Annotated in this window: 23 protein-coding genes; 15 read left to right on the top strand and 8 right to left on the bottom strand. The window is 42.0% G+C overall.

Annotated elements, in window-relative coordinates:
• Positions 1 to 28 precede the first annotated feature (28 nt).
• A complete protein-coding gene (locus B3S92_RS05860; protein ID WP_296203746.1) occupies positions 29 to 583 on the bottom strand; it encodes a fasciclin domain-containing protein in 555 nt (184 codons plus the stop codon).
• Between the two features lie 292 nt (positions 584 to 875).
• Between B3S92_RS05860 and B3S92_RS05855 the strand changes: the two genes are divergently transcribed.
• From B3S92_RS05855 to bioD (B3S92_RS05830), 6 genes are all read left to right on the top strand, one after another.
• The gene (locus B3S92_RS05855; protein ID WP_296203743.1) at positions 876 to 1,544 is read left to right on the top strand and encodes a TetR/AcrR family transcriptional regulator; all 669 of its coding nucleotides are present in this window, start codon (positions 876 to 878) and stop codon (positions 1,542 to 1,544) included.
• 64 nt (positions 1,545 to 1,608) lie between these two features.
• Positions 1,609 to 1,929 (top strand): polyhydroxyalkanoic acid system family protein, encoded by a 321-nt coding sequence (locus B3S92_RS05850; RefSeq protein WP_296203741.1) that lies wholly within the window; start codon positions 1,609 to 1,611, stop codon positions 1,927 to 1,929.
• A 700-nt stretch (positions 1,930 to 2,629) separates the two neighbouring features.
• Complete coding sequence (gene bioA / locus B3S92_RS05845) at positions 2,630 to 3,937, top strand: adenosylmethionine--8-amino-7-oxononanoate transaminase (RefSeq protein WP_296203739.1); 1,308 nt, start codon at positions 2,630 to 2,632, stop codon at positions 3,935 to 3,937.
• Positions 3,934 to 4,719, top strand: coding sequence for a dethiobiotin synthase (gene bioD / locus B3S92_RS05840; RefSeq protein ID WP_296203737.1), 786 nt, complete (start codon positions 3,934 to 3,936; stop codon positions 4,717 to 4,719). The genes bioA and bioD (B3S92_RS05840) overlap by 4 nt, the downstream gene beginning before the upstream one ends.
• 69 nt (positions 4,720 to 4,788) lie before the next feature.
• Complete coding sequence (locus B3S92_RS05835) at positions 4,789 to 5,505, top strand: hypothetical protein (RefSeq protein ID WP_296203735.1); 717 nt, start codon at positions 4,789 to 4,791, stop codon at positions 5,503 to 5,505.
• A 62-nt stretch (positions 5,506 to 5,567) separates the two neighbouring features.
• Positions 5,568 to 6,446, top strand: coding sequence for a dethiobiotin synthase (gene bioD, locus B3S92_RS05830; RefSeq protein WP_296203734.1), 879 nt, complete (start codon positions 5,568 to 5,570; stop codon positions 6,444 to 6,446).
• 35 nt (positions 6,447 to 6,481) lie between these two features.
• On the opposite strand, the gene B3S92_RS05825 is transcribed toward bioD (B3S92_RS05830), so the two are convergent.
• Positions 6,482 to 7,234, bottom strand: coding sequence for a zinc-dependent peptidase (locus B3S92_RS05825; protein ID WP_296203732.1), 753 nt, complete (start codon positions 7,232 to 7,234; stop codon positions 6,482 to 6,484).
• A gap of 28 nt (positions 7,235 to 7,262) precedes the next feature.
• Positions 7,263 to 8,531, bottom strand: a complete 1,269-nt coding sequence (locus B3S92_RS05820; protein ID WP_296203730.1) for a DUF819 domain-containing protein — start codon at positions 8,529 to 8,531, stop codon at positions 7,263 to 7,265.
• A 410-nt stretch (positions 8,532 to 8,941) separates the two neighbouring features.
• Between B3S92_RS05820 and B3S92_RS05815 the strand changes: the two genes are divergently transcribed.
• From B3S92_RS05815 to B3S92_RS05790, 6 genes are all read left to right on the top strand, one after another.
• Positions 8,942 to 11,212 (top strand): ornithine decarboxylase, encoded by a 2,271-nt coding sequence (locus B3S92_RS05815; RefSeq protein WP_296203728.1) that lies wholly within the window; start codon positions 8,942 to 8,944, stop codon positions 11,210 to 11,212.
• A gap of 22 nt (positions 11,213 to 11,234) precedes the next feature.
• Complete coding sequence (locus tag B3S92_RS05810) at positions 11,235 to 11,873, top strand: hypothetical protein (protein ID WP_296203727.1); 639 nt, start codon at positions 11,235 to 11,237, stop codon at positions 11,871 to 11,873.
• A 207-nt stretch (positions 11,874 to 12,080) separates the two neighbouring features.
• Positions 12,081 to 12,365: a Trp family transcriptional regulator gene (locus B3S92_RS05805; RefSeq protein ID WP_296203725.1), complete on the top strand. Its 285-nt coding sequence runs from the start codon at positions 12,081 to 12,083 to the stop codon at positions 12,363 to 12,365.
• Between the two features lie 76 nt (positions 12,366 to 12,441).
• Positions 12,442 to 13,857 carry an anthranilate synthase component I family protein gene (locus tag B3S92_RS05800; protein ID WP_296203724.1) on the top strand — a complete coding sequence of 472 codons (1,416 nt, stop codon included), beginning with the start codon at positions 12,442 to 12,444 and terminating at the stop codon, positions 13,855 to 13,857.
• 44 nt (positions 13,858 to 13,901) lie between these two features.
• Positions 13,902 to 14,555 carry an anthranilate synthase component II gene (locus B3S92_RS05795; RefSeq protein WP_296203721.1) on the top strand — a complete coding sequence of 218 codons (654 nt, stop codon included), beginning with the start codon at positions 13,902 to 13,904 and terminating at the stop codon, positions 14,553 to 14,555.
• Positions 14,556 to 14,717: 162 nt separating this feature from the next.
• Entirely contained in the window at positions 14,718 to 16,199 is a 1,482-nt protein-coding gene (locus tag B3S92_RS05790) for an L-serine ammonia-lyase (protein WP_296203719.1), read from the top strand.
• Between the two features lies 1 nt (position 16,200).
• Here B3S92_RS05790 and B3S92_RS05785 read toward each other — a convergent pair whose 3' ends face one another.
• The 3 genes from B3S92_RS05785 to yghU form a co-directional block, all read right to left on the bottom strand.
• Positions 16,201 to 16,857 carry a DsbA family oxidoreductase gene (locus B3S92_RS05785; protein WP_296203717.1) on the bottom strand — a complete coding sequence of 219 codons (657 nt, stop codon included), beginning with the start codon at positions 16,855 to 16,857 and terminating at the stop codon, positions 16,201 to 16,203.
• Between the two features lie 208 nt (positions 16,858 to 17,065).
• A complete protein-coding gene (locus B3S92_RS05780; protein WP_296203714.1) occupies positions 17,066 to 18,628 on the bottom strand; it encodes a DEAD/DEAH box helicase in 1,563 nt (520 codons plus the stop codon).
• A gap of 385 nt (positions 18,629 to 19,013) precedes the next feature.
• Positions 19,014 to 19,880 (bottom strand): glutathione-dependent disulfide-bond oxidoreductase, encoded by an 867-nt coding sequence (gene yghU, locus B3S92_RS05775; RefSeq protein ID WP_296203712.1) that lies wholly within the window; start codon positions 19,878 to 19,880, stop codon positions 19,014 to 19,016.
• A 302-nt stretch (positions 19,881 to 20,182) separates the two neighbouring features.
• Between yghU and B3S92_RS05770 the strand changes: the two genes are divergently transcribed.
• The 3 genes from B3S92_RS05770 (at position 20,183) to gdhA (ending at position 24,216) form a co-directional block, all read left to right on the top strand.
• The gene (locus B3S92_RS05770; RefSeq protein WP_296203709.1) at positions 20,183 to 20,881 is read left to right on the top strand and encodes an alpha/beta fold hydrolase; all 699 of its coding nucleotides are present in this window, start codon (positions 20,183 to 20,185) and stop codon (positions 20,879 to 20,881) included.
• Between the two features lie 288 nt (positions 20,882 to 21,169).
• Positions 21,170 to 22,618, top strand: coding sequence for a DHA2 family efflux MFS transporter permease subunit (locus B3S92_RS05765; RefSeq protein ID WP_296203706.1), 1,449 nt, complete (start codon positions 21,170 to 21,172; stop codon positions 22,616 to 22,618).
• 245 nt (positions 22,619 to 22,863) lie between these two features.
• The gene (gdhA, locus tag B3S92_RS05760) at positions 22,864 to 24,216 is read left to right on the top strand and encodes an NADP-specific glutamate dehydrogenase (protein ID WP_296203702.1); all 1,353 of its coding nucleotides are present in this window, start codon (positions 22,864 to 22,866) and stop codon (positions 24,214 to 24,216) included.
• Positions 24,217 to 24,343: 127 nt separating this feature from the next.
• Here the strand turns inward: gdhA and B3S92_RS05755 are convergent, their stop codons facing one another.
• Both B3S92_RS05755 and B3S92_RS05750 read right to left on the bottom strand, forming a co-directional pair.
• The gene (locus tag B3S92_RS05755) at positions 24,344 to 25,069 is read right to left on the bottom strand and encodes a hypothetical protein (protein ID WP_296203700.1); all 726 of its coding nucleotides are present in this window, start codon (positions 25,067 to 25,069) and stop codon (positions 24,344 to 24,346) included.
• Between the two features lie 22 nt (positions 25,070 to 25,091).
• Positions 25,092 to 25,523, bottom strand: a complete 432-nt coding sequence (locus B3S92_RS05750) for an MgtC/SapB family protein (RefSeq protein WP_296203698.1) — start codon at positions 25,521 to 25,523, stop codon at positions 25,092 to 25,094.
• Between the last annotated feature and the right edge of the window lie 203 nt (positions 25,524 to 25,726).

Genomic DNA, 25,726 nt, shown 5'->3' with positions numbered 1-25,726 from the left:
CAATTGCCTAAAACTTTTATCGATAATCTTATGGCAATAGCACTTTATCAATCACATGAATCACACCATTAGAGGCTTTTACATCTGTTTTAACCAGATTTGCAACTCTACCTTTTGAATCTCTTATTTTGCCATCATTGGTAATCGAGAAGTTGGTACCTTGTACGGTTTTTACCATACCGGGTTTAACTTGTGATGAATAAACAGTGGCTGGCACCACGTGATAGGTAAGCACTTGCTGTAAGAGTGCAGGATTGGCTAGTAGCTGACTTTTAGTCATGCCAAGCTCGTTTAACAAATTAGAAAACGCTTGGTTGGTTGGCGCAAACACCGTTAAATTAGGGGTAGTTGCAAGCGTATCTACCAGACCTGCTGCAGCCACGGCTTCTACTAAAATACTAAAGTCTGGATTGCTTTGAGCCACTTGAACCAAGTTTTTCATGGTCATGGCTTGCCCAGAATGACCCATATTAGTATTTGCATCGTGTGAGCGGTCCATGTGCATAGGGCTACTCATACAGGCTGATAACATTAAGCTTGATACGGTAACCGCTGCTAATGTAGTTAATTTAGTAATTTTCATAATAATCTCTCGGGTTAGTTGTGTAAAAAAGGTATGAACAAAATGTAATCGTTATTTGTAGATGGAAAGCTCAATACTTAGATCAGTTAGTCGATAGTAAAAGAGTACTGTCAGTACTGTTAACATCTAACCCGTCCGTGTATTTTTATACTGTATAGTATAATTAAATGACAAACAAGTAACTTTTAGACTAATTAGTATAAAATAATACGAATTAGTATTATCAGGCTTATTTAGGTATACTAAGACCAGAAATACAACCTGTATTTGAGTAAATAATAGAGAGGGGTAAATGAGCATAAAAGAGAAGACCGAAACTACTGGTAAAGGTGTGTCAAAAAGCTCAAGCTCAAAACTTACTTTCAAGCAAAGAATGATGATTAAGCGAGAACAGCTAATCATAGAGACGGTTAATAGCTTGCTGGCAACCAAGGGCTATGATGCTATGACTGTCGATGAAATTGCCGATACGGTAGGTATTGCTAAAGCCTCCTTATATCGACATTTTCCTAGTAAAGAAGCGCTTGCTGTCGGCGCACTGGTCGACACCATGCAGGCAGGCTTAGATGAAATTGATAAAATTAATTTACAAAACTTGCCAGCTATAGATAAGCTAAAAGCCATAACCCAGTGGGCAATGAGGCTAAAGCTGAATCAAAAAATGCCCAATCTTCCTAGCGAGAACTCACAGCTGCGCGAGCATTTATTGGCTCATGAAAAATACACCGATATGCTTGTGGTTATGTCTGATAATCTAGGCGAGTGGATTGAGCAAGCGCAGCAAGATGGCAGATTGAACACAGAATTATCTCCGCTATGTATTTTGTATACTTTGTATGCAAAGGCCTGTGACCCTGTATTGGGGTTTTTAAAAAGCAGTGGCCTGTATTCAGATGATCAAATCATCGAGATGGTCACCAAGGCATATTTCGATGGGGTTGGAAAATCCAGTGATAAATAATAAAAAAACCATCGAAAATGATAATAAGCTATTAGCGCTAATAGACACAAAAGGCGAATTATAAATGAGTGAATCAGCCCAGACCATATACCCAGACTTGCATATTGAGCGTGAGCACACCCTAGGATTAGATAAGGCCCGTCAAATTACCGACGATTGGATTGCATCGGCTGAACAAGATTACCGGATGACATGCTGCTTACAGCGATTAGATGATAAAGATATCGTAACTTTCAAACGTACAGGAGCAACAGGGCGGTTAGTCAGTGCTCCTGATAAATTTGAATTAGATGCCAGACTTGGGTTTTTGTTCAAAAGTTTTTTGCCGAAGATAAAACAGCAAATTGAGCAAAATTTAGACAAGGCAATATCAGAAAAATCTTAATTCAGAGTTTAAATGGCTAAGTTATCCTTGCCAACTAGCGCAGCCATTTGATTAGTGAAGACGCGAACCGTAGGTGAGAGAAAGTGCTTATAGGGGATAGAGTAGGATAGCTGGTACGGATGCAGGCTGCCAGTAGATTAATACCTTAATTAATCTGCCTTGTACTAAATGATCTGCTATCACTTTCTTAGGAAGCTACTCCAGGCCAAACCCTTTGAAACGCACTTCAAGATAAAGTCCTGCTTGATTTGGCTAAGTAAGGAGCTAGGTATTACTTACAAACATTGCTAAGTGCTACTGAGAGACTCGTGTTTCTAGTAAAGCAGGGTGATAGTCCTGTTCTGTGCAAATCTGGGACTAGGCTTTTGGGCGAATGTTTATATGAAGGCGATTGAGGCAATTAATTAATCTCTACAAATAAACAGTCTAACAGTTATTAATTTTTATAAGATTAAATAATAACTCAATAGTTGGTAGTAACTACTTATATTAAGAAGGCATAGAGCATTGATAGGCATTAGTATTATAGATGCTATTTAACATAATATACATTATGCGAAAACAAACCAACCGGTTTTAGAAGATTTTAAATCTCTATCAATCATCTACCTTAATCCGTTTATTGTTTAAATCTATAAACAATCAATTCTATTTATAAATAATCCGGTTGTGTCCATATCGAGATGATTTATCCGACGCTATGCTAAATAATAATTCTAATCTGCCAACTCAAAACTTTGATGACTTTGATCACAACCATTTGTGGCATCCTTACGCGAGTCTGCCACCATCATATCCCAATTTAGTTATCGACAAAGCTGACGGCGTTTATTTGTATAGTAAATCTGGTGACGCAATCATTGACGGCATGTCATCTTGGTGGGCAGCCACCCACGGCTATAATCATCCCAAATTAAATGCCGCTGTCACAGCTCAGCTGTCTAATATGGCCCATGTTATGTTTGGCGGTTTAACCCACCAGCCTGCTATTGATTTGGGCAAAAAGCTGCTTTCTATTGTTCCCAAAGGCTTGGATGCGATCTTCTATGCTGACAGCGGCAGTATCGCTGTTGAAGTCGCCTTAAAAATGGCGCTACAGTACCAATTGTCAAAAAACAAACCCAATCGCAATCAAATAGCGACTACCCGTTCTGGCTATTATGGCGATACCTGGCATGCCATGAGTATCTGTGATCCTGTGACTGGTATGCACAGTATTTATGGCAAGCAGCTGCCAGTACAGTTATTTGTTGATAAGCCTAATGCTGGCTATGATACCCCGTTAACAGCCAATACCAAGGATGATTTGTGTGCATTTTTTGAACAAAATCAGCATAAAATGGCTGCTTTTATCATTGAGCCTGTGGTACAAGGTGCTGGTGGTATGCGTTTCTATAACCCTGAATACCTCAAGGTTTTACAGCAATTATGTGACAAATATGATGTTTTATTAGTCACCGATGAAATAGCCACAGGGTTTGGTCGTACCGGTAAAATGTTTGCCTGCCAGCATGCCGATATATCACCAGATATTATGACTTTGGGTAAAGCCTTGACTGGAGGTTATATGACCTTCGCTGCCACGTTATGCCAACGCTATGTGGCTGATAGTATTGCTAATAGTGAGTATGCAGCTCTAATGCATGGCCCTACTTTTATGGGTAATCCCCTAGCCTGCTCTGTAGCTTTGGCTTCACTAGAGCTTATTATGGACGATGATTATCCTAAACGTGCCCGTCATATTGAGTCTCAATTAAAGTCGTATTTACAACCGTTAAGTGAGTATAAACAGATAGCTGAAGTACGAATTCTAGGTGCTATCGGGGTGATTGAGCTAAATGAAGCCGTTGATATGCCGCGTTTTCAGCAATTATTGATAAAACATAAAGTATGGATTAGACCCTTTGGCAAGCTGGTGTATATGATGCCGCCTATTATTATGGAGGATGATGAATTAGCGCTACTGTGTGAGCGATTTACCGCAGTTTTAAAGGAATATTGGGCATGAGTATATTTTTTGTCAGTGGCATAGATACTGATATCGGTAAAACTTATGCTACCGCTACTTTAGCTCAATCCTTGTTACAACAAGCCAGCTCTAATAATGCAGCGAATAGCGATTTTAAATCAGTAATCACCCAAAAACTGGTACAGACAGGCTGCGAAGATATTGCCGAAGATATCATTACTCACAGAGCTATGATGGGAATACCACTCCAAGAGGTGGATTATCAAGGCCTAACCTGTCCTTATGTGTTCAAAAAACCCGCCTCACCCCATCTATCTTCAGCATTAGAGGATCGATTAATTGAGCCAGAAGTGATTACCCAGGCTACGAAACAGCTGAGCGATAGCTATGATATTGTGCTACTTGAGGGTGCTGGTGGACTGATGGTGCCACTCACTGAGTCTCTGCTTACTATTGATTATGTTGCTAGCCAAGGCTACCCAGTGATATTGGTGACCTCTGGACGTTTGGGTAGTATCAGCCACACTTTATTAAGCCTTGAAGCACTGGCTAAGCGTCAGATACCTTTACATGCCGTCATCTATAATCAGTGGCAGCCTAACAAGTATCTTGCGTCAGAATATGAACCTGACAGTGATATTATTGATGATACTCAAACTTACTTACAGACTTATCTAAAGCAACACCATCCCCAAACTTATTGGGTAAACTTAGCGTATGTGTCAGACTCTGCAGATGACAGTCTAAACGTATCTTCGTCAATGATTAAGTATGCGGCCAAATTAATCGCTGAGATAGCTGATACTCAAGAGCTAAAGTAATACTTAAATGACCTGCTGTGAATTTATGCACACTCATATACTCGATACAAGTATTTAGGATAATACACCATGACTCAGCTACTAAAGCCTAATAATAACTCCAGTTGCTTGAAAACACCTTACAAGCTGTTCACTATATTGACTGCCTGTCTGCTTGCCAGCGCTTGTGCCGCACCCTCTATTTCTGCGAGTGGCTCAACTGACTCTACAATAAGATCCGATGGCAGCTCAAGCTCCACCAATAGCTCTTCTGCTACCACCCAAAACTCAGCTTCACAAAGCAAAGAAGCTCAAATCCTGCAGCAAGCTGCACAGATCCAGAATTACTTAGCTACGGATAACTATCAAGCGTTGACAACTTTCATTCATCCGACAAAGGGCGTACGCTTTAGCATGTATGCTTATGTGCATAAAGACAGCGATAAGGTGTTTAGTCGAGAGCAGTTCACCACTTATTTACAACAATCTCGAATTAAATTTACTTGGGGTGCCAAAGACGGTAGCGGCGAATTGCACATTACCACCCTACCCGACTTTCTAAACAACTGGGTAGCTGCTGAACAATATGAGGTTAAGAGTGCCACCTTTAATAAATTTCAAGGCTCAGGTAATAGCTTAAATAATCTTAAAGAGGCTTATCCAGGCGCTGATTTTGTTGAATTTTATCATTCTGGCAAAAATCCTGAGTATCAAGGAATGGACTGGCGAGCCATGCGCTTAGTATTTGAAGAGTATCAGGGCAAATACTATTTAGTAGCCATCGTTAATGATCAATGGACCATTTAGAGCAGTACTACCACTTAAACTAAGCCAGTAGCAAACTATAGAAATAAGAAGCAGAACAAAGTATGAGTGTATTTTTTATAACAGGTGTCGATAGCCGCATCGGCAAAACTTATGCGACCGGTTATCTTGCCAAACATTTATTAGAAAATGGGGTTAATGTCATAACCCAAAAGTTAATTGAGACAGGCTGTAAAGGTAACATAGCTGAAGACATCATCACTCACAGACATATCATGCAAATACCCCTGCAGTATGTTGATCATCAATATGTTAGCTGCCCGTTTGTGTTTAGGGCCGCTGCTCCGCCCTATATGGCCGCTTCGTTAGAAAACATACCTTTATATCCCGCTCGGATAACGGTAGCCACTCAGCAGCTAAAATTACAGTATGAAATGGTATTGTTAGAGACGTCAGGTGGGATTATGACCCCTTTGACAGAGTCTTTACTGACCATAGATTATATAGCGGAGCAAGGACACCCAGTGGTACTGGTGACCTCGGCGACATTAGAGAGTATTAACCATACGCTGCTCGCGCTACAAGCCATTGCTCAGCGAGGGTTGACTTTGCACGCTGTGATTTATAACCAATATCAACATTCAGCGGCGACAGTGGATACGGATGAATTAACTCCGGATCAGGTGTTACAGAATGAACAGCTGTATAAAGAGTCGTTTGATACTCATCGCGTAAGGAACACTCTTTTAAAAAACACGCGACTATACCTGCAACAGTACCTAAAACAGCATCACCCTGAGACTTTCTGGGTAGAACTGCCTTATATTTCCTTTAGCAGTCAAATATCTCATTATCTAAAACCTGAGGTGGAGAAGAAAAACGTTATTAGTCATCCTGCCTACAGTATGGAAAAATATGCTCAAGAGATTGCTGATAACACCTTGTATGCAGAGTCTTTATATAAAAAGATTGCCAAAAAATAACAGCTGAAACTGTACACGAGATTTAACTTTAGAAACTAGGTTCTTTGAAGTGGGTTTTGTTTAAAAAAATCAACTAACAGCTGGTAGATATTAGGATAGGCATCATTCAGGTCCTGCGATCTTTCAAAAAACACTTCACTCAACACAGCTAAGAACTCTGCAGGATTTGTGGCGCCATAACGATCAATGCCAGGTTTAGGGTTGTTTTGAAAATCGGCAAACCCCTGCTCCATTATTTGGGTCCACTCTGTAGGATTCATACCCGATTGCATGGGTGGAAAACCGTTGGCACGACCATTTAACATATCAAGCTTATGCACAAACTCATGAATCACCACATTTTGTCCATCTAGGTCGCCTGAATTTTTTACCTCTCGCCAAGACAGAATAACCGGACCTCGTAGCCAAGCCTCACCGCTTCGATGTTGGGTGCCCTCATGTACAATTCCCATCTCATCTGTAGTAGTGCTTTTGGCATGATAGCTGCTCGGATAAACGATAACTGATGACCAGCCTTTATACCACTCAAGACCAAGGTTTAATATTGGCAGGCAGGCTTGTAGCGCAATCGACTGCTTCATGGCATCAGTTACCACAAAGTCCTGCGCGCCTTTAATAGACTTGTCATGCAAAAACAACGTAGCCAGATCAAATAGCCGTTCTAATTCAGATTCAGTCAGTCTATTTAATATGGCAATATCCTCAGCAACCGCTTGCCACTGAGAATGACTATAACCGCTTTTATCTATAATGCGCTGCTCGTTCCAGTCTTTTATTTTATCGAACATACACTAAATCCTTTTATTGCAATGCCCTTTAACCCACAACCAAACGCATAAGCTGAGTACTGACATAACCGCCGATAGTACCCACAGCATAGCCTAAGATACCCAAGAACACCCCAACAGGTGCTAATGAGGGATGGAAAGCAGTGGCCACAATAGGAGCCGAAGAAGCGCCGCCCGTATTGGCGTTAGAGCCCACTGCTAGGAAGAAGAACGGTGCACGAATTAGTCTGGCCACAATAAACACAATCATTACATGGATGCACATCCACAACAAGCCAATTAGCAGTAGTCGCCACTGTGATACCAAGCCGTTTAAGTTAATTTGCATACCAATGGCGGCGATAAGAATAAAGATAAATACCGTCCCCATCTTTGAGGCACCAATATGATCTAAACGGCGCACTTTGGTGAAGGAAAAGCCCACACCAATTAAAGTGATGATAACTACCATCCAGAAGAAGGAGCTGGCAAAGCTATATTGCACTGCCCAAGTATAAGGCGAGAAGAAGTTGGCAATTTCTCCGCCCAAAAAGTGTGCCAAACCCACCATGGCAAAGCACAGTCCAAACATCACCATTAAGTCATTAAGACTTCCAGGACGCGCATTGTCGCGCTCATAGCTCTCTACTGCGGCCACTACTCTTTCAATACTGCCGGTGTCTGCACGCAAAAACTTATCGATTTTATCAGCATGCTTAGCCATAACTAAGATAGCCAATAGCCATAACGACGCATTGGTGGTGTCGACCAAAATCATCATGCCAAATAAGTCATCACTTACTCCAAACAGCTCCTTCATTGCAGCTTGGTTGGCGGCACCGCCGATCCAGCTGCCCGCTACTGCAGAGAAGCCGCGCCATAAGGTGTCGTCAGTAAACATCTCAGGAGATATCCATTTGGCGATACCTAAACTTATAGGGCCACTAATGATAATGGCTATACTGGCTGCAAAAAACATGGCGACAGCTTTCCAGCCCAGTCCTAATATCTTAGGGACATCCATCGATAAAGTCATTAGCAGTAAGCTGGCGGGTAATAAGTAAGTGGCGGTAAAGCCGTAAATTTGAGTGCCGATGCCTTCTGCAAACACTCCTAGACTATTTAAAGTCGCCGGTATAAAACAACACAGCACGATACCCGGTAGCACGGCATAAAACCTACGCCAAAATCTACCTGGTAATCCTTGGGTATAAAATACCAGTCCGATAATGGCCATGATAATGCCAAAAGCTAAAGGAAGGCTATCAATAGCCAAGTTCTGAAAAGATAAGTTCGATAAGTTCGATAAGTCTGGCATCTGCTGACTCCAGCATGGCTATAGAGTGAATAAATAGTAAGCTAAAAAGCGGTCAGTATAATAAAGCGTTATATCACCTGCAACACAATACTATACTTGGTTACTATGAAATGCTTATTTGTAGTCCTGATCAATATCTTGCTGTAAGTGTCAAAATATCATGCATTATGATTAAGGATCCTTAAGGGTGGCAACCTTTATGAACTACCCAGGTTATAAAACTGGTACACACAGTAATGAATGGGTCAGATAATTGGCTTAAAATGAGCAAAAAATTTGCTAACTGCTTTTTTATTCGGAATAATGGCAGGGCAATCCGTAAGGCGGATAATCTCTGTAAATAATGAATTGTTTATCGGTCTAAACAGGATTTAAATTCTAAGATCTTCGACTAGCTAAAGGAAAGTATAATGAAAATAGCCGTCAGCGATGGCATCGACTATGCACTTAACTGTAATTATAGACTAACTGAAGTTGAGGCAACCGATTTTACCAATATCGCCGCCATTGTAGTGACCATGGAAGATCTGCCTAAAGCGCATGCAGAAATTGAAGACTTAGGTTTCTCGATTCCTGTTTTTGTGGCTATTAAATATGGAGACAGTGTTCCTGATGAGTGGCTGCCTCATGTTTATGGCGTATTAGAGTTGGCTGATGATCAAAAATATTATAATGGTCAGTTGGTGAATGCTGCCGCCGCTCATTACATCGAGACTTTAGACCCGCCATTTTTCCAAGCACTGCGTGAATATACCGATTATGGTAATGCTGCATTTGATTGCCCAGGACATCAGGGCGGTCAGTTCTTCCGTCGCCACCCTTCGGGTCGTCGTTTTTTCTTATATTTCGGCGAGAACTTATTTCGCTCTGATTCGTGTAATGCTGATGTCGGCCTAGGCGACCTTTTAATTCATGAAGGCCCTGCTTATCAGGCTCAGGCGCACGCTGCCAAAGTTTTTAATGCTGACAAAACTTATTTTGTGCTAAACGGCACTTCTTCTTCAAACAAGATTGCCATTGGGGCTCTAGTGGCCCATGATGACTTGGTATTATTTGACCGCAACAACCATAAATCAGTGTATCAAGGTGCGCTGTCTATGAGCGGGGGCACAGCGGTTTATTTGGAAACTGAGCGCAATGCCTATGGATTAATTGGCGGGATAGCATCACACTGCTTTGATGAAGCTGAGATACGCGATCGTATCCGTGAGGTGGCTCCGGAGCGTGCTGATGCCAAGCGCCCCTTCCGTCTGGCAGTGATTCAGCTCGGCACTTACGACGGTACTATTTATAACGCGCGCCAAGTGGTCGATAAAATAGGCCACTTATGTGACTATATTTTATTCGACAGTGCTTGGGTCGGCTATGAGCAGTTTATCCCTATGATGCGTGATTGCTCTCCTCTGCTCCTTGATCTAACGCCAGATGACCCAGGTATCTTAGTAACTCAGTCAGTGCATAAGCAGCAAGCAGGCTTCTCGCAAGCGTCACAAATCCACAAAAAAGACAATCACATTAGTGGGCAGGCTCGTTATGTGAATCACAAGCGCTTTAATAATGCGTTTATGATGCATGTGTCGACCAGTCCATTTTATCCACTGTTTGCCTCACTTGATGTCAACGCTAAGATGCATGAAGGCAAAGCCGGTCAGCGCATGTGGCATGAGTGTATCATCGGAGGTATTGAAGCCCGTAAGATGTTGCTTGATACTTGCACCTTAATTAAGCCTTTTGTGCCGCCAACCATTGATGGTAAGCTTTGGCAGGACTACGATACTGAGCAAATAGCCAATGACATTCGCTTCTTTGAATTCAAAGCAGGCGAGCGCTGGCATGACTTTGAGCAGTATGAAGATAAGCAGTACTTTATTGACCCTTGTAAGCTGTTATTAACCACGCCAGGGATCAATATGGAAACCGGTGAGTATGAGGAAACGGGAGTACCAGCCCCATTACTGGCTCATTATCTGCGTGAAAGTTCAGTGATTCCAGAGAAGGCAGACTTAAACTCTATCCTATTCTTACTGACCCCAGCTGAGACATTGGCCAAGTTCCAACACCTTGTGGCTCGTATTGTGCGCTTTGAGGCTCATATTAAGGCCAATAGCTTGGTCAGTGAAGTACTGCCTTCGTTGGCGAAATCCTATCCTCAGTATCGCAAGCTGGGTATTAATGAGTTGTGTCAGCGCTTACATGACTTTTATGCCAAATATAAATTAAACCAGCTGCAACAACAAATGTTTAAAAGACAGCATCGCCCTAAGTTTGCGATGCGAGCTTTTGATGCCCATAACGCATTTGTCCGTAATGATATCGAACTGGTGCCTTTATCCCATATTAAAGGTCGTATTGCGATGGAGGGAGCGTTACCCTACCCGCCTGGCGTGTACTGTATCGTCCCTGGTGAAGTTTGGGGCGGCGCCGTCCTCGACTACTTCTTAGCGCTAGAAGAAGGCGTTAACTCGCTTCCAGGCTTTGAGCCAGAAGTACAAGGCGTATACTGGGAGTATGACGCTAATGGGCGTAAGCGTGCATGGGCTTATGTGTTAAAAGATGAGTCTATACCCAGTTTAGAGTCACAATTTAAAATCCACGAAGCGCCTAAAGATTTGGACGCTGAGCTGGATACCGACATGTTTTTAAATAAGCAAGAAGCCCTGACCCCTTTTGGTCATATTTAAATTTTCAACTTGTGAGTAATAAATGAAATTAGTATCAAAAATTTCTTGTCTAGGCTTAACAGCAATGGCTTTGTCTTTAACCGGTTGTGCTACACAGCAAGGTCTTGAATCCTCCTCTCAAGGCAAAGTGTCTACAATGAGTGGCAGTCAAAGCAAAAATAAAGCAGACGATAAAAATAAAAAGGACTCTGCGACTATTCAGCAGCAGAAGAAAACTTATTTCTTTTCGTCAAGTGAGATTAAAGACATCAGCTCAGCCTTTAAAGCAGGTAGCTGCGATTTGAGTAATCTGAGCCGCCAAAGCCAAAAGTATGGTTTGGAAGATACTTGGGTTAACTTATATGACAGAACCCCAAAACCATTATCTGAGCTTAACAAGCAAGAAAAGTGCTTTTTGGCACAAAGCAACGAGCTGTATGCTTACAGCGATGAGTTCTATGACGAGTCGTCAGAAAGCCTAAATGAAACTTGGTATAAGGGTAATATCCCCAATAATGCAAAAGTGGCCACTATGCGTTATTTGACTCCCGTTGCCCTTATTCCAAAATGTGACCCTGACCTAGGTCGTCCTGTGATCATTGATTATGAAAAAGATGAACAAGGCAAAGTGGTACGTACCATCTTGATTAATGAAGACTTTGACTTTAGTTGTGTCAACTAACAGTTACAGTCATTTTTAGAATGAACTCGTTTAAAAAAGCAACCTGAGGGTTGCTTTTTTTATGCGTCAAATTAATTAAAAATAGAATTAAATTTATGGTTTACATCAAAGTTCTAGTGTACTAGAATACTGATACAAGCAGAAAGTTATAATAGCTTTTAATGCTTACCACCTTTAATCAATACGCTAACAATGACCCCTAACCCTATGACTAATAATACTAAAGACGCCTATCAAAGCCTAGTCCAGCACCTTACTGAGCTAGCTGGTAGCCAAGAAGTGGATGCCATATTGGCAGCTTTACTAACCGATAAAGAGCTACAAGATATCGCCAACCGAGTGCGAATCTTTGATCTATTACAGCAAGGGGTCACTCAGCGCGCCATCTCTCAGCAGCTTGGAGTGGGCATTGCCACAGTGTCTCGAGGTGCCAAAGCCTTGCAACAACAAGAAGAGGCGATTAATAAGTTATTACAAGTACATCGCAGATAAGGACCTAGCCCTACTTCTTTGAGCCTTTCCCCTTACCTTTTTAACCCCTAATTTATTTTGCCATTGGAATTTATTTATGAGTCAAGAACCTGGTTACCCCTCACCAAAAATGATCGATATTCCCAGTAAGCCCATACGCATTAAGCTAACCGAAGATATTGATTTTTTTGAATTATTTAAGCGCATAGAATCAGAGTTTGAAACCTGTTATTTGCTTGAGTCTTTAGGGGCTGAAGGCCATATGTCACGTCATCATGCCATTGGCTTTTCACCAGTAATGACCATTGCCGCCACCAGCCGTACCACGTTATCAATCACTGATAATTTAACTGGAGAGGCTCAAGATTATCAAACAGACAATCCTTATCAATTATTACGGGAGATAACCCCTCAGCATGTATTGGCACGCGATCAAACAGGCGGGCTGGTTGGCTACTTGGGTTATGACAGTGTCAACTTCTTTGAGCCCAGTTTAAATGCCAAATCTAGTGAGCACTTTGAGGCATTCAAGTTTGGGGTTTATCTAGATGGCCTTACCTTAGATAAGATGACTGGCGAAATCTTCTATTTTTATTATCCTACCGAGCAACAGCAAAACCGCATCGATAAGATTAAATCTCTACTACAAACGGCAGTACCACAGTATACCGACCCGTCAGTAGAGTTTATGGGCGATGGCATGAGTCAGGAGCAGCATGCCCAAGCGGTTATGCGGGTTAAAGAAGACATTATTGCTGGCCGCATATTCCAATGTGAGGTGGGTTTTAAATCCAAATATAAAATTAGCGGCGATCATATCCCTATTTATCAAAAGTTAAGAGAGGTTAATCCTTCTCCGCACATGTACTTTATGAAATTTGGAACCCAGCGCATTATCGGGGCCTCTCCTGAGCTTTTATTCCGCTTGCGCCAAGGAGAGATGGAAACCTATCCGCTGGCAGGCACCGCCAAACGAGGCAAAGATGAGGTGGAAGATCGTCAATTGGCTCGCGCCCTACTTAATGATGCCAAAGAAATTGCTGAGCATAATATGCTCGTTGATTTGCACAGAAATGATATTGGCCGTGTGGCCCGTTTTGGTACCGTAAAAGTAAGAAGTTTAATGGACATCAAACGTTACTCTCATGTACAGCACATTTCCTCAGAAATTGTAGGGGTATTGCACCCTGACGAGGATATGTTTAGTGCTTTGGCGAGTAACTTCCCAGCAGGCACGTTATCTGGTGCGCCAAAGATTGAAGCCATCAAGATTATTAATGAGCTAGAGCCCGACGGCCGCGGCGCTTATGGCGGCGCTTTGGGCTCATTTAACTTTAATGGCGACTGTATTTTTGCGATTCCAATTCGCAGTCTATTTATTAATGGTGAAGAGGCTTATGCCCAAACTTGTGGCGGTAATGTCTATGATTCAAACCCTGAAGATGAATATCTGGAGATTCAGCGCAAACTGTCGGCCATGAAAGTGGTGTTAGACAGCTTTATTAACGCCTAATCACAGCAAGCTCCTCCCTATCACAATATTATTCAAGGTCTGTCATGAACGTTTTAATTATAGATAACTACGACTCTTTTACTTTTAACTTATATCAATACGTGGGAGAAATCCTTCAAACCGAGCTTAGTCAAGAGCACAGTAACAGCAAGGTCACTGTTAAACGTAATAATGAAATCAGTTTAGAGCAAATTAAGCAGCAAGGTTATGACCGTATTATCATCTCCCCTGGTCCAGGCTCTCCTGATGATCCAGCTTATTTTGGAGTATGTGCGGAGGTAATAAAGGAGTTGGGTCCAACAACACCTCTATTAGGCGTATGCTTAGGTATGCAAGGCATCGCTCATGTATTTGGCGGCGATGTGGTGCGTGCTGGCTTGCCGATGCATGGCAAGACCTCCCCCATTCGTCATGATGAGCAAGGCGTATATCAAGGCTTGCCTCAAGATATTGAAATCATGCGCTATCACTCGTTAATGGTTAAAGCAGACACTTTACCTGAGTGCCTTATGGTAACCTCTGTGGTATCGAATGAAGCATATGCTGGTCAAGATTTAATGGTTGGGGTTAAAAACGGCGAAGAAATTATGGGTATTCGCCACACTCAGTATCCCATTCAAGGGGTGCAGTTCCACCCTGAATCATTTGCTACCGAAGGCGCTAAGCGCTTACTTTCAAACTTCCTATTACAGGTATAAGTGACTTGCGGTAGTAAAAACGCCTAGGTTTTTGCGATAGATGGCTATCAATAAGACAAGTGTTTACTAAAAATTGTTTTTATAGCAACCAACCTTTAGTTATAATTAGTCAACAAATGTGCATAGTTAAATTAATAGACTAAACTAAGGTATATAACACTAATGATCAGCTTATTTGATATGTTCAAAATCGGCATAGGCCCTTCTAGTTCCCACACCATGGGGCCTATGGTTGCTGCTGGCAAGTTTATCGATGAATTACAGCAGCAATACGCCCTAGCTGATATTGAGCGAATTCAAATTGATCTTTATGGCTCATTGGCTTCTACCGGTAAAGGACATGCCACTGATACCGCTTGTATTCTAGGTCTATTGGGATTTAAAGCAGATAAAATTGATACCAATAAGGTAAATGAATATCTTGCCCCTGTGCTTAATGAGCAGTTATTAGACTTTGCCGGCAAACACATTATCTCTTTTAACTATGAGACAGATATCGTTTGGCATCCTCAGACTACCTTACCGCATCACCCTAACGGGTTAAGCTTTAGCGCTTATAGTAACGGTAGGATCGCCATTGCAAAAACTTACTACTCCATTGGGGGTGGTTTTGTGGCCACTGAAGATGAATTCGAGCAGCCCCTGATGGATGAGTCATCCGACACTCATTCGGCTGACAGCGTGGCCATTACCAGTGATAGCAATGTTCCCTATCCTTTTAGTAATGGTAATGAGCTATTGGCTCAATGCCAAAAACACAGCTTGAGCATCAGTGATGTCATGATGGCTAATGAGCTGTCTTTGCGAGATGAGATAACCATCCATCAGTACTTAGATGAAGTCTGGGAGGTGATGCAGCAATGTGTAAAAAATGGCTGTAAAGGGGAAGGTATCTTACCGGGCGGATTAAAGGTCAAACGCCGCGCCAAAGACCTGTATCGTCAACTACTAGACGAGCTAGAAAGTCCCCAAAAAAGTAGCGATAAGCTGATGGCCATGGACTGGGTGGATTTATTTGCTTTAGCCGTCAATGAAGAAAATGCCAATGGCGGGCGTGTGGTGACTGCCCCGACCAATGGGGCGGCTGGTATTATCCCTGCTGTATTACACTACTACCGTGACTTCGTGCCGAATTATAATCAGCAAGGGGTTCGTGATTTCCTACTAACAGCGGCTGCTATTGGCACTATTATCAAGCAAAATGCTTCTATCTCTGGCGCTGAAGTAGGGTGTCAGGGAGAGGTTGGCTCTGCTTGCTCTATGGCAGCGGCAGGCCTTGCTCACGTCATGGGTCTTAGTCCTGCGCAATGTACCAATGCAGCAGAGATTGGTATTGAGCACAACTTAGGACTAACCTGCGATCCTATCGGCGGGCTGGTACAAGTGCCTTGTATTGAGCGTAATGCTATGGGTGCAGTAAAGGCGATTAATGCCGCTCGATTGGCCAGTCGTGGCGATGGCGAGCATCATGTGTCTCTTGATAAAGCCATCGCTACCATGAAAGCCACTGGCGCGGATATGATGGACAAGTATAAAGAGACGGCCATGGGCGGGCTAGCCGTCCATGCCTATAGTCCCGAACAGTATGCTGATGGTAGCCGTATTGAAGTGGTCGAGATTGGTGTGGGCTATCCGCAGTGCTAGATTAGCGGCTCATTTCATTATAAATTTGCCTGAGCGCATTCTCAAATTCTTCTTGAGACATAGCGCCAGGTATTGCATAAGTATCGTTAATCACAAAGTAAGGGACACCGCGTACCCCTAAGTGCATGGCCTCATTTTGATCGGTAGCCACCTCGTCTTTAAATGTATCGCTATCAAGAAAATCTACCACATCTATATCCAATCCAACGTCTTTAGCAATGGCAGCGAGCACCTCGCGATTTGCCAGCTCTTTTTTATCAATGAAATAGGCTTTGTAAATGGCTTTTTTTAATTTATCAGCATGCTCAGGTGCATTTTGCTGGACAAACTTGGTCAAGCGGTGTGCATCCAGTGTATTGGTAAACAAAGTATCTGCATAATTAAAGCCTATCCCTTCTTCTGTTGCCAGTTGGGAGATTTTTTGTAGTTGTTCGCCGGCCTGCTCATGACTAATGCCGTATTTCTCAGCAAAGCGCTCTACAGTTGGACCACTAGAAGTTAGCGGTGCATTAGGATCTAGTTGAAAGGCTTTTAATTCAATCTCAATGTTATCGGTAAGCTCGTTTTGTGACTGAAGTTTGGCAATAGCTTTGTCTAACCTTACTTCACCAATATAACAATACGGGCAAGCATAATCTGACCAATAGGTAATTTTCATATTTATTCTCTTTATTTTTATAAAAGGTATCGTTAAAGATACTATCAAAGATAGTAGCGTAGAACATAGTGTAAAGACTATCAAATTAGTCTGACATCTGTTTACTCTGAGACCTTTTGCATTAAATTTCAAGGTTAACTAAATATAAAAAAGACCAACCCCAAATAGGGTTGGTCTTTTTGTATTAATTGACTGCTTGAGTCATTAATTAGCCATTATTGCTACGACGGGCTGGGCGTGCTGGACGTCCTTCGCCTGAACGCGCTGGGCCACTACGGCGTTGTCCTGCTGGCTTAGCAGCAGCTGCGCCTGGCTTACCACCACCGCCGAAGCGACGACCCGAAGGCTTACCACTTGGACGACCTGCGCCGTTACCACGTCTTTCGCCACTGGCATTATCAGCAGACTTACCACGGTAGCCACCGCCGCCATTAGCGCCACGACGGTTACCTGCACCTGGGCCACCACGGCGATTGCCGCCACGACCACGTTTAGCACCAGTACCTACGGCCAAATCTTTGGTGTTTTTCTTAGGCTCCATGCCTTCGATTTCTTCCACTGACATAGTACGCTTCAAATAACGGTTGATGGCGTCAAGTTGTGGACGGTCATCGATGCTACAAATGTTGATAGCAATACCGGTACGGCCGGCACGACCACTACGACCGATACGATGCACGTAATCTTCAGTTTGACGGGGAAGATCATAGTTAAATACGTGAGTGATACCACTTACGTCAATCCCACGAGCGGCTACGTCAGTCGCTACTAAGATAGTGATTTTACCCGCTTTCACATCATTGATGATGCGAGTACGTTTGGCTTGTGGTAAGTCACCATGTAGGAAGCTGGCTTTATGACCTTGCTCTTTAAGACTCTTAGCTAGAGTCTCACAGCTACGTTTAGTGGCCGCAAAGATAATCGCTTGGTTCACGTCTTTTTGGGTCAATAAATGATCTAAAATACGGTTTTTGTGATTGAAGTCATCAGCGTAATATACTGACTCATCAATGTGCTTAGTTTCAGCTTTAATCGCAATGCGTTCAGGGTTGTTGGTGAAGCTGGCAGCGATTTTACCGACTGGACCGTCCCAAGTTGCAGAACACATAATGGTTTGACGGCTCTTAGGCGCAGCTTGCATTACTTTTTCGATATCATCAGCAAAGCCCATGTCTAACATACGATCTGCTTCATCAAGAATTAGGATGTCTAATTCAGATAAATCAATGCGACCTGAGTTCATATGGTCAATAAAGCGACCTGGCGTAGCAATAATAACCTGTACACCTTTGTTAAGGGCACGGATCTGACCACCGTAAGGGGCGCCGCCTACTAAAGGTACGCTGAAGATATTGCGAGTTTTTGAGCTATATTGACGAACGCTATCACTTACTTGGTTAGCAAGTTCACGTGTCGGTGTCAAAATTACGGTATGCACAACTTTATTGGTTGCTTTATCACGAATAATTTTATCAAGCATTGGCAATACGAATGCAGCAGTTTTACCACTACCCGTTTGCGCAGACAATAGTAAATCACGACCGGCTAATGCTGGTGGGATTGATTGTGCTTGAATAGGAGTTGGGTGCTCATAGCCACTTGAAGATAACGCAGAAAGAAGTTCTGGTGCTAAATCAAGGTCAACAAAGGTGACTTGATCTTCAACGTCTACATTGGTGTTTGGGTGGGTCTTGTCGTTTAAATCTTGGGTAGTTACGATACCGTCTACTTCGTTTGCGGCATTGTCTAAAAGAGCGTCTAAATTTGACATAAATGTGTGTCCATTAAGTTACTGCCACTATCAAATCGGCCAATGCTGAGGGCCAGTAGTAAACAGTTAAAGTTTTTTAGGTACAACACAGATAAGCGTAATTTAAGAAGTACATCCTATGTACAAGTTAAAAACGTATTTTGATGGTTGTTACCGGTGAATCGTTAGCGTCAATATCTTCTAATAATTTATTAGAGAGGTTATTGGAAAGGCTAACAGCAAAATCATCGGCAACAATTATAAAAGGTGTCTTCTCCAGACGACAATTGCGGGCGATGTTATCAATCAGCAAGCGCGTAGTATAGCACAACCAATTTAAATAGGTAGGTTATTTTAAAATTAATTAAAACACCTACCTATCCAATTGAAAATAAAAGCGTTTAACCTAGTTAATTAGTTTCAGCTCTAATTCTACCGCTCTTTTAACAGCGGGTCTGGCAGCGATTTGTTTTGCCCAGCGTTGTACATTGCTATAGCTTGAAGCATCTAAGAACTCTGCTCCATTTTCATACAACTCATCCAGTACAAGTTGACCATACCAAGCCCAAATAATCATATCAGCAATAGTATAACGCTCTTCCCCATCGCCAATCATATACTCTGAGTTGGCCAAGTGCTTATCTAATACATCTAGCTGACGTTTAGTTTCCATTGTAAATCTGTCGATAGGATACTGCATTGGGTAAGGGGCATAACTAAAGAAATGACCGAAGCCGCCGCCGACATAAGGCGCACTACCCATTTGCCACATTACCCAGCTTAGGCAAGCCGCACGTTTATGAGCATTGTCTGTGGCTAGTGGAATGAACTTAGAAAATTTCTCAGCTAAGTACATCATGATTGCGCCTGACTCAAAGATGTGCACAGGCCCTTCTTTATCAGAGTAATCCACCAAGGCAGGAATTTTAGAGTTGGGGTTAATGGTCACAAATTCTGAGCCAAACTGATCGCCTTCCATAATATCAATCTTGAAAGCATCATATTTCGCGCCTTCAACCCCCAGTTCAGCCAACTCTTCTAACAGAATATTAATCTTCACGCCATTAGGCGTGTTTAATGAGTATAGCTGTAGCGGATTATCACCTTTGGGTAGTTTTTGTTTATGTCGAGCACCCGCGGTAGGTTTATTGGTACCAGCAAACTTGCCACCATTACCCTCTACTGGCTGCCATACTTTGGGTGGAGTGTAATTGTTGTTATTAGAAGCATCGTTGTTATTAGTGCTGTCTTTATTGATAGTATCTTGTGTCATAGTAATTCCATTAGCTAATTATTAGTTAAATCGTTTTTATCTCACGATGTTTATTGGGCTTAGTTATTATTAATATCATTATATAGGCTTTGAGAAGTCAGTTGAGTATTAGTCTATTAACAAAGAGTATGCATGAGTAAGCCTAAGTAAGCCTAGCTATTATTAACGGTCACATCTGGTTATTAGTTGATTATGGATTATCGCTATAAGAGTTGCTATTCTGACAAGTTATCTACCAAAACAGGTTCATATCTCTTTTAGAGGGCACCTCTGCATAACATTATGATTAGGGACAATCTTTTATGAGCAGCTTTGATTTTAAAACTAAAAAACAAACCTTTACTGTCAAAACTCATGTCGATAGACCCAGTGACAGTCAACAAAACAACCTGAATATCACCTTGGTGCTAATGACGGCTATTGGTGTGCCCCTCAGAAAATACCGAACACTCATAGAGCGGTTAACTGCCAAAGGATATACCGTGGTAAGCGCAGATTATCCCTGTTGTGGAGAAAATTTACTGCATATTAAACGCGGTATAGATTATGGTTACAGAGATTTAGTAACTGGTTTTGTGCCGAAACTGATTGAAACCGCAAGACTGGCGACCCCTAATAATAAAATAATTTTATTTGGTCACAGCCTTGGGGCGCATATTGCGACTCTATACTCTGCCACAACTGACTTCCCGATGATTGGGGTTGCAACGGGTAATATTCATTATAAGAACTGGAAAGGTTTAGGGCAATTAAACATATTAACCGCTATTGCAGCATTTGAGCTGCTGATTCGAGTTTATGGTTATTTACCAGGCTATAAGATTGGGTTTGGCCACAAGGAAGCCAAAACCTTGATGATAGACTGGCTACATACCGCTAAAACAGGCCGCTATGACTTTATAAAACAATCGTTAAATACAGGTCTCGGTCATGGCTTATTTATTATGCCCCCTATCAATCGACCAAAGGCTTATCAGATTTGTGCGCCGTATCACGGCTGAATAAAATAAAAATCGATCCCTCTCTTAAAGGCAATCCACACAGTGTGTGGCTAAAGTCGCCGGATGAAGTCATAGATGAGGTGTCTAAAAACCTAGATTTTTTTAGTTAGGGTGTCCGATTTATGTGTTGGGCTTACTAACATTAACACTAAATAGAAAATGCCCTCTTCATGATATTATAGAGGGCTATTTTTTTAGTGAGTTAGTTACTCATTGATTTCTCATTAATTAGTTGCTTATTAATTAAGTACACCTTATTTAGTCACACCTAAGTCTTTAGGTCTATATATGCCCGATAATCAACAAAAATCAAATCATCCCGCTGCGGATACCCCCTCGCCTGTCCTAAATACAGAACCCAAAGTTAAGCTTTCGCCGCTACAATCAAAATTCTTACCTTATGTATTAGCAGTCGCCCTGTTTATGCAGATTTTAGATGCCACCATTCTAAATACTGCCTTACCTGAAATGGCGCTGGCTTTGGGAGAATCTCCGCTAAAAATGCAATGGGCAGTTATTAGCTACGCATTGACCTTGGCTATTTTTATTCCAATAAGTGGGTTTTTAGCCGATAAGTATGGCACTCGAAAAGTCTTCTTAAGTGCGATCGTTTTATTTAGTATTGGTTCAATATTCTGTGCTATGTCACCAAGTCTAGACTTCTTAGTTGCCTCTCGAGTGCTACAGGGTATAGGCGGAGCAATGATGACTCCAGTAGCGCGCTTAATCTTAGTGAAGTCTTATCCGCGCAATCAGCTTTTGACCGTCATGAATTTCGCGGTCATTCCAGCATTAATTGCTCCGCTGGTTGGGCCATTAGTCGGTGGCTATCTGGTGCAATATGCCAGTTGGCATTGGATTTTTCTGATTAATATTCCTATGGGCATTTTGGGTCTTATTATCGGCTATAAATTAGTCCCTGATATCAGAGAGCTGGCTGGCAAGTTGGACTGGCTAGGGTTTGCTCTTTTTGCCATAGCGGCAGGTTTACTGACCTTGGCTGTTGAATTTCTATCTCAGCCAGGTGAAGTTCTCCCTGGTGTTACCATGTCAGCCATCGCGTTAAGTCTACTCTTTATCTATGTGCGCCACGCGCGTAAAGCGAGCAATCCAATATTCCCCTTGAGTCTATTTAATGTGCGCACCTTCAGGATAGGTATCACTGGGAACTTATTTACCCGTCTTGGCATCAGTGCTGTCCCCTATTTATTGCCCTTATTGTTTCAAGTGGCTTTCAAATATACACCTTCGCAGGCAGGCTGGTTATTAACACCTATTGCAGTAGGTGCCATGGGCATTAAACCTTGGGTCAGTAAAATCATTCAGCGCTTTAGCTACCGCAAAGTATTGGTCACCAATACAACTACTTTAGGTATTCTAATTATTTTACTGGCTCAGCTGGATGCCTCAATCCCTTGGTATTATATTGCCCCGCTATTGCTGGTTATGGGCGCCTGTAACTCAATGCAATTTAGCGCCATGAATACCATTACTATTGGTGATCTTGAGGGACCACAAACCAGTAGTGGTAATAGCTTAATGGCCGTCAACCAACAATTGGCGATAAGTTTTGGTATCGCCTTTGGTGCAGCGATATTGACCGTCTTTAGTGATAGACTTAACTTTGAGGTGGTGAGTGCCTTTAATGCCACTTATTACGTGCTGGGTATAATCACTATTATATCTGGATTGTCATTTTTACGGTTGAAACCAGAAGATGGTCGAGGCCTTTATTAAGCTGTGCTTTTGTTATATTAAAAAAAGTTACTCAAAATGTCCTATAATGGGATAAGGGGTACTTCCTAGTGCAGTCTATATCTACGGTAAAAACCATACTCCCATTCATAACCCCCTGCATAATTTATGCATAGCTTTAAGTAATGACTGAACATAAAGGTATAAAAAAATGTTGAATTTATCGCAACATTAGAGTATTTTTTTACTGTAACATCCATGTAACTAATCTGATAAGGACAGGGCCTATGAGCATGCAAGACGTCATTGAACGCATTGAAGAACGCTATCCACATCAACCTGAGTTTATTCAAGCGGTTAAAGAGGTAGCGAGCACTATTGACGTTGTATATGATCGCGATCCGCGCTTCGCAAAGCATAAAGTATTTGAGCGTCTAACCGAGCCCGACCGTATTATTAGCTTTCGAATCAACTGGGAAGATGATGAAGGCAATATTCAAATCAACCGTGGTTGGCGTGTCCAGTTCAGCAATGCCTTAGGTCCCTATAAGGGCGGCATTCGCTTCCATCCGACTGTAAATGAGTCTATCTTAAAATTCTTAGGTTTCGAACAAATCTTCAAAAACGCCTTAACTGGTCTACCCATGGGCGGTGCTAAAGGTGGTTCAGACTTCAATCCTGAGGGCAAATCAGACAGCGAAATTCGTCGTTTTTGTTATGCATTTATGCGTGAGCTTTACCGTTATATTGGCCAAGACATGGATGTTCCAGCCGGTGATATCGGAGTAAGTGGCAGAGAAGTCAGCTACATGTTCGCAATGTATAAAAATTTAACCAATGAATACACTGGAGTGCTAACTGGTAAGGGTGTTGGCTTCGGTGGTAGTTTATGTCGCTCAGAAGCGACAGGTTATGGCGCGGTTTATTTTTTACAAAATATGCTAAAAGCCCATAACGACACAATGGAAGGCAAAACTGTCTTGGTATCTGGTGCAGGCAATGTAGCAGTACATGCAGCAGAAAAAGCCATTGCTTTAGGGGCTAAAGTTATTACTCTATCAGACTCAAAAGGTACTTTGTACGATGAGTTTGGTTTTGATCAAGAAAAACTTGATTGGGTGAAAGAACAAAAAGCCAATCGTCAGCCTTTATTTGAGTATCACAGAAAGTTTGGCGGTAGCGGTGTTTGGTTGCCAGGTCAAAAACCTTGGCAGTTTGACGGCGATATTGCTATTCCATGTGCTACCCAAAATGAAGTAACTGCAGCGGATGCTGAAGCCATGTATGATCATGGAATTCGCTATGTAGTTGAAGGCGCTAACATGCCGCTTGACGCTGGTGCCATTGATTTTGTTCGTGAAAACAAAATGCGTTATGCTCCAGGTAAAGCAGCCAACGCTGGTGGTGTGGCAGTATCTGGTCTTGAGATGTCACAAAACTCAGTGCGCCAGTACCGTACTTTTGATGATGTGGATAAACAGTTGCAAATCATCATGAAAAATATCCATGATGACGCTGCACAAGCTTCTGAAGAGTATGGCTTTAATAAAGATGGCTGCATTGACTACATGTCAGGCGCTAACATTGCAGGTTACAAACGTGTCGCTAATGCATTAGTTGCTTACGGTATTTTAAACTAAGTAATTGGCAATTGGCTACGTGCTTTTAAGTACGCAAGCAAAAGGGTGAACTAAAATAGTTCACCCTTTTTTATTGGTTTTTATTGAACTTCATTGGTTTATTACAGGTTATCTATTTGCCTAATGATTACTTGATGATAGATAAAATCTCTAACGGTAACTCTATCGTCTCTAAGATAACCTTAAGCGGGATGACCCCTACTTCAGCCTGATTTTTGACTCTTTTATCATTCACTGAATATATGTTGGCGGCTATGCCTTGATTCAATCTAACTTGGCCGTCAATATTACTCAAAGGCGCATACATACCGCCTAGTAGCTGTAACTGACAGTCATTATATAAGTGATCTATTGATGATCTATCTGAACAGATATGCTCTAACACACTACGTTGTTGCGGATTTAAACTGGGATTTTTGCTCTGAGTTTCTGTATAACTAAAGCTGAAGCTAATATTGACACTATTATCAGGATAGCGATAAATTGAAATGGGTTGTTCAATAGCGAGATTTGCAGTAGGTAGCTGTCGTACCAACTCTAGAGCGTCATTACCTATCGAAATAAGATAGGAGTAATTATCACCTACCAATACAGTTCCCTTTTGCCTGTAACCGTTGTGGGTGGGATAACCGACATGGCGAATTATTTCTGAGGCTGAGGCCGCTACCTGTTCTTGGGTCTGGAAAAATTTTCCGCTGCTTGCCCCGCCAATTTTTGTGTCGCTAGATTGATGAGTGGATTGATAAATATACTCACTGCAGCTCAATAAGTTCAGACTGACTATGGCCACTGTTGCACCAAGCGCTGTTTTGTTAATAGCCTTTGGTACCACATTTTGTATTTGCGACAACATTCGATTCACATTCCTGCTAAGCTTAACGTTTAGTTTGAATTTTAAAAGGTTCAGAGAATTGTAGAATAACGAAGCCTACAATCGATAAAATTATCGCAATTTCATAGCGGCCCGTAGCGACCGAAATGCCTATCGCTGCAGTATTCCATAAACTGGCAGCCGTAGCAGTACCTTTCGCCCCCTCTTCGTTTTTGAAGATAGCCCCACCACCAATAAAACCCATACCAGTAATAATGGCATACATGATCCTAGCTTCAGCGTCACCTTTATATATATCCATACCGACCAGCATAAATGCGCACGAAGCAATAGTCACTAGTGGAAAGGTCCTTAAACCTGCCCCACTTTCCTTCATCTCTCGATTCAAAGCGATAGGCAGTGACAATACAAAGGCTATACATAGCTTTAATAAGTGGTAGCCCATCAATTCAAAGTTAATATCTATATCTACCATACCCTGCTCCTATTATTAGTATTATTAACATCCTTATTGAACGAAATAATAACGAAAATCAGAATATAAAACTGTTTATAGTCAGTTAATTTTTAGCAGGACTGGCATGTATTTTGCTATTTGAGCTTAGTAAATGAGTGATATTGAATTTATTTATTGTGCTCAATAGGTGTTAGTAAATTTTTTTATTTGCTTAGGCTATT

The sequence above is a fragment of the Psychrobacter sp. UBA3962 genome (assembly GCF_002385225.1).
In the GTDB taxonomy this organism is placed as follows: Bacteria; Pseudomonadota; Gammaproteobacteria; order Pseudomonadales; family Moraxellaceae; genus Psychrobacter.
The sequence above is the reverse complement of the archived record's forward strand: the minus strand, read 5'-3'. Positions and strand labels throughout refer to the sequence as shown.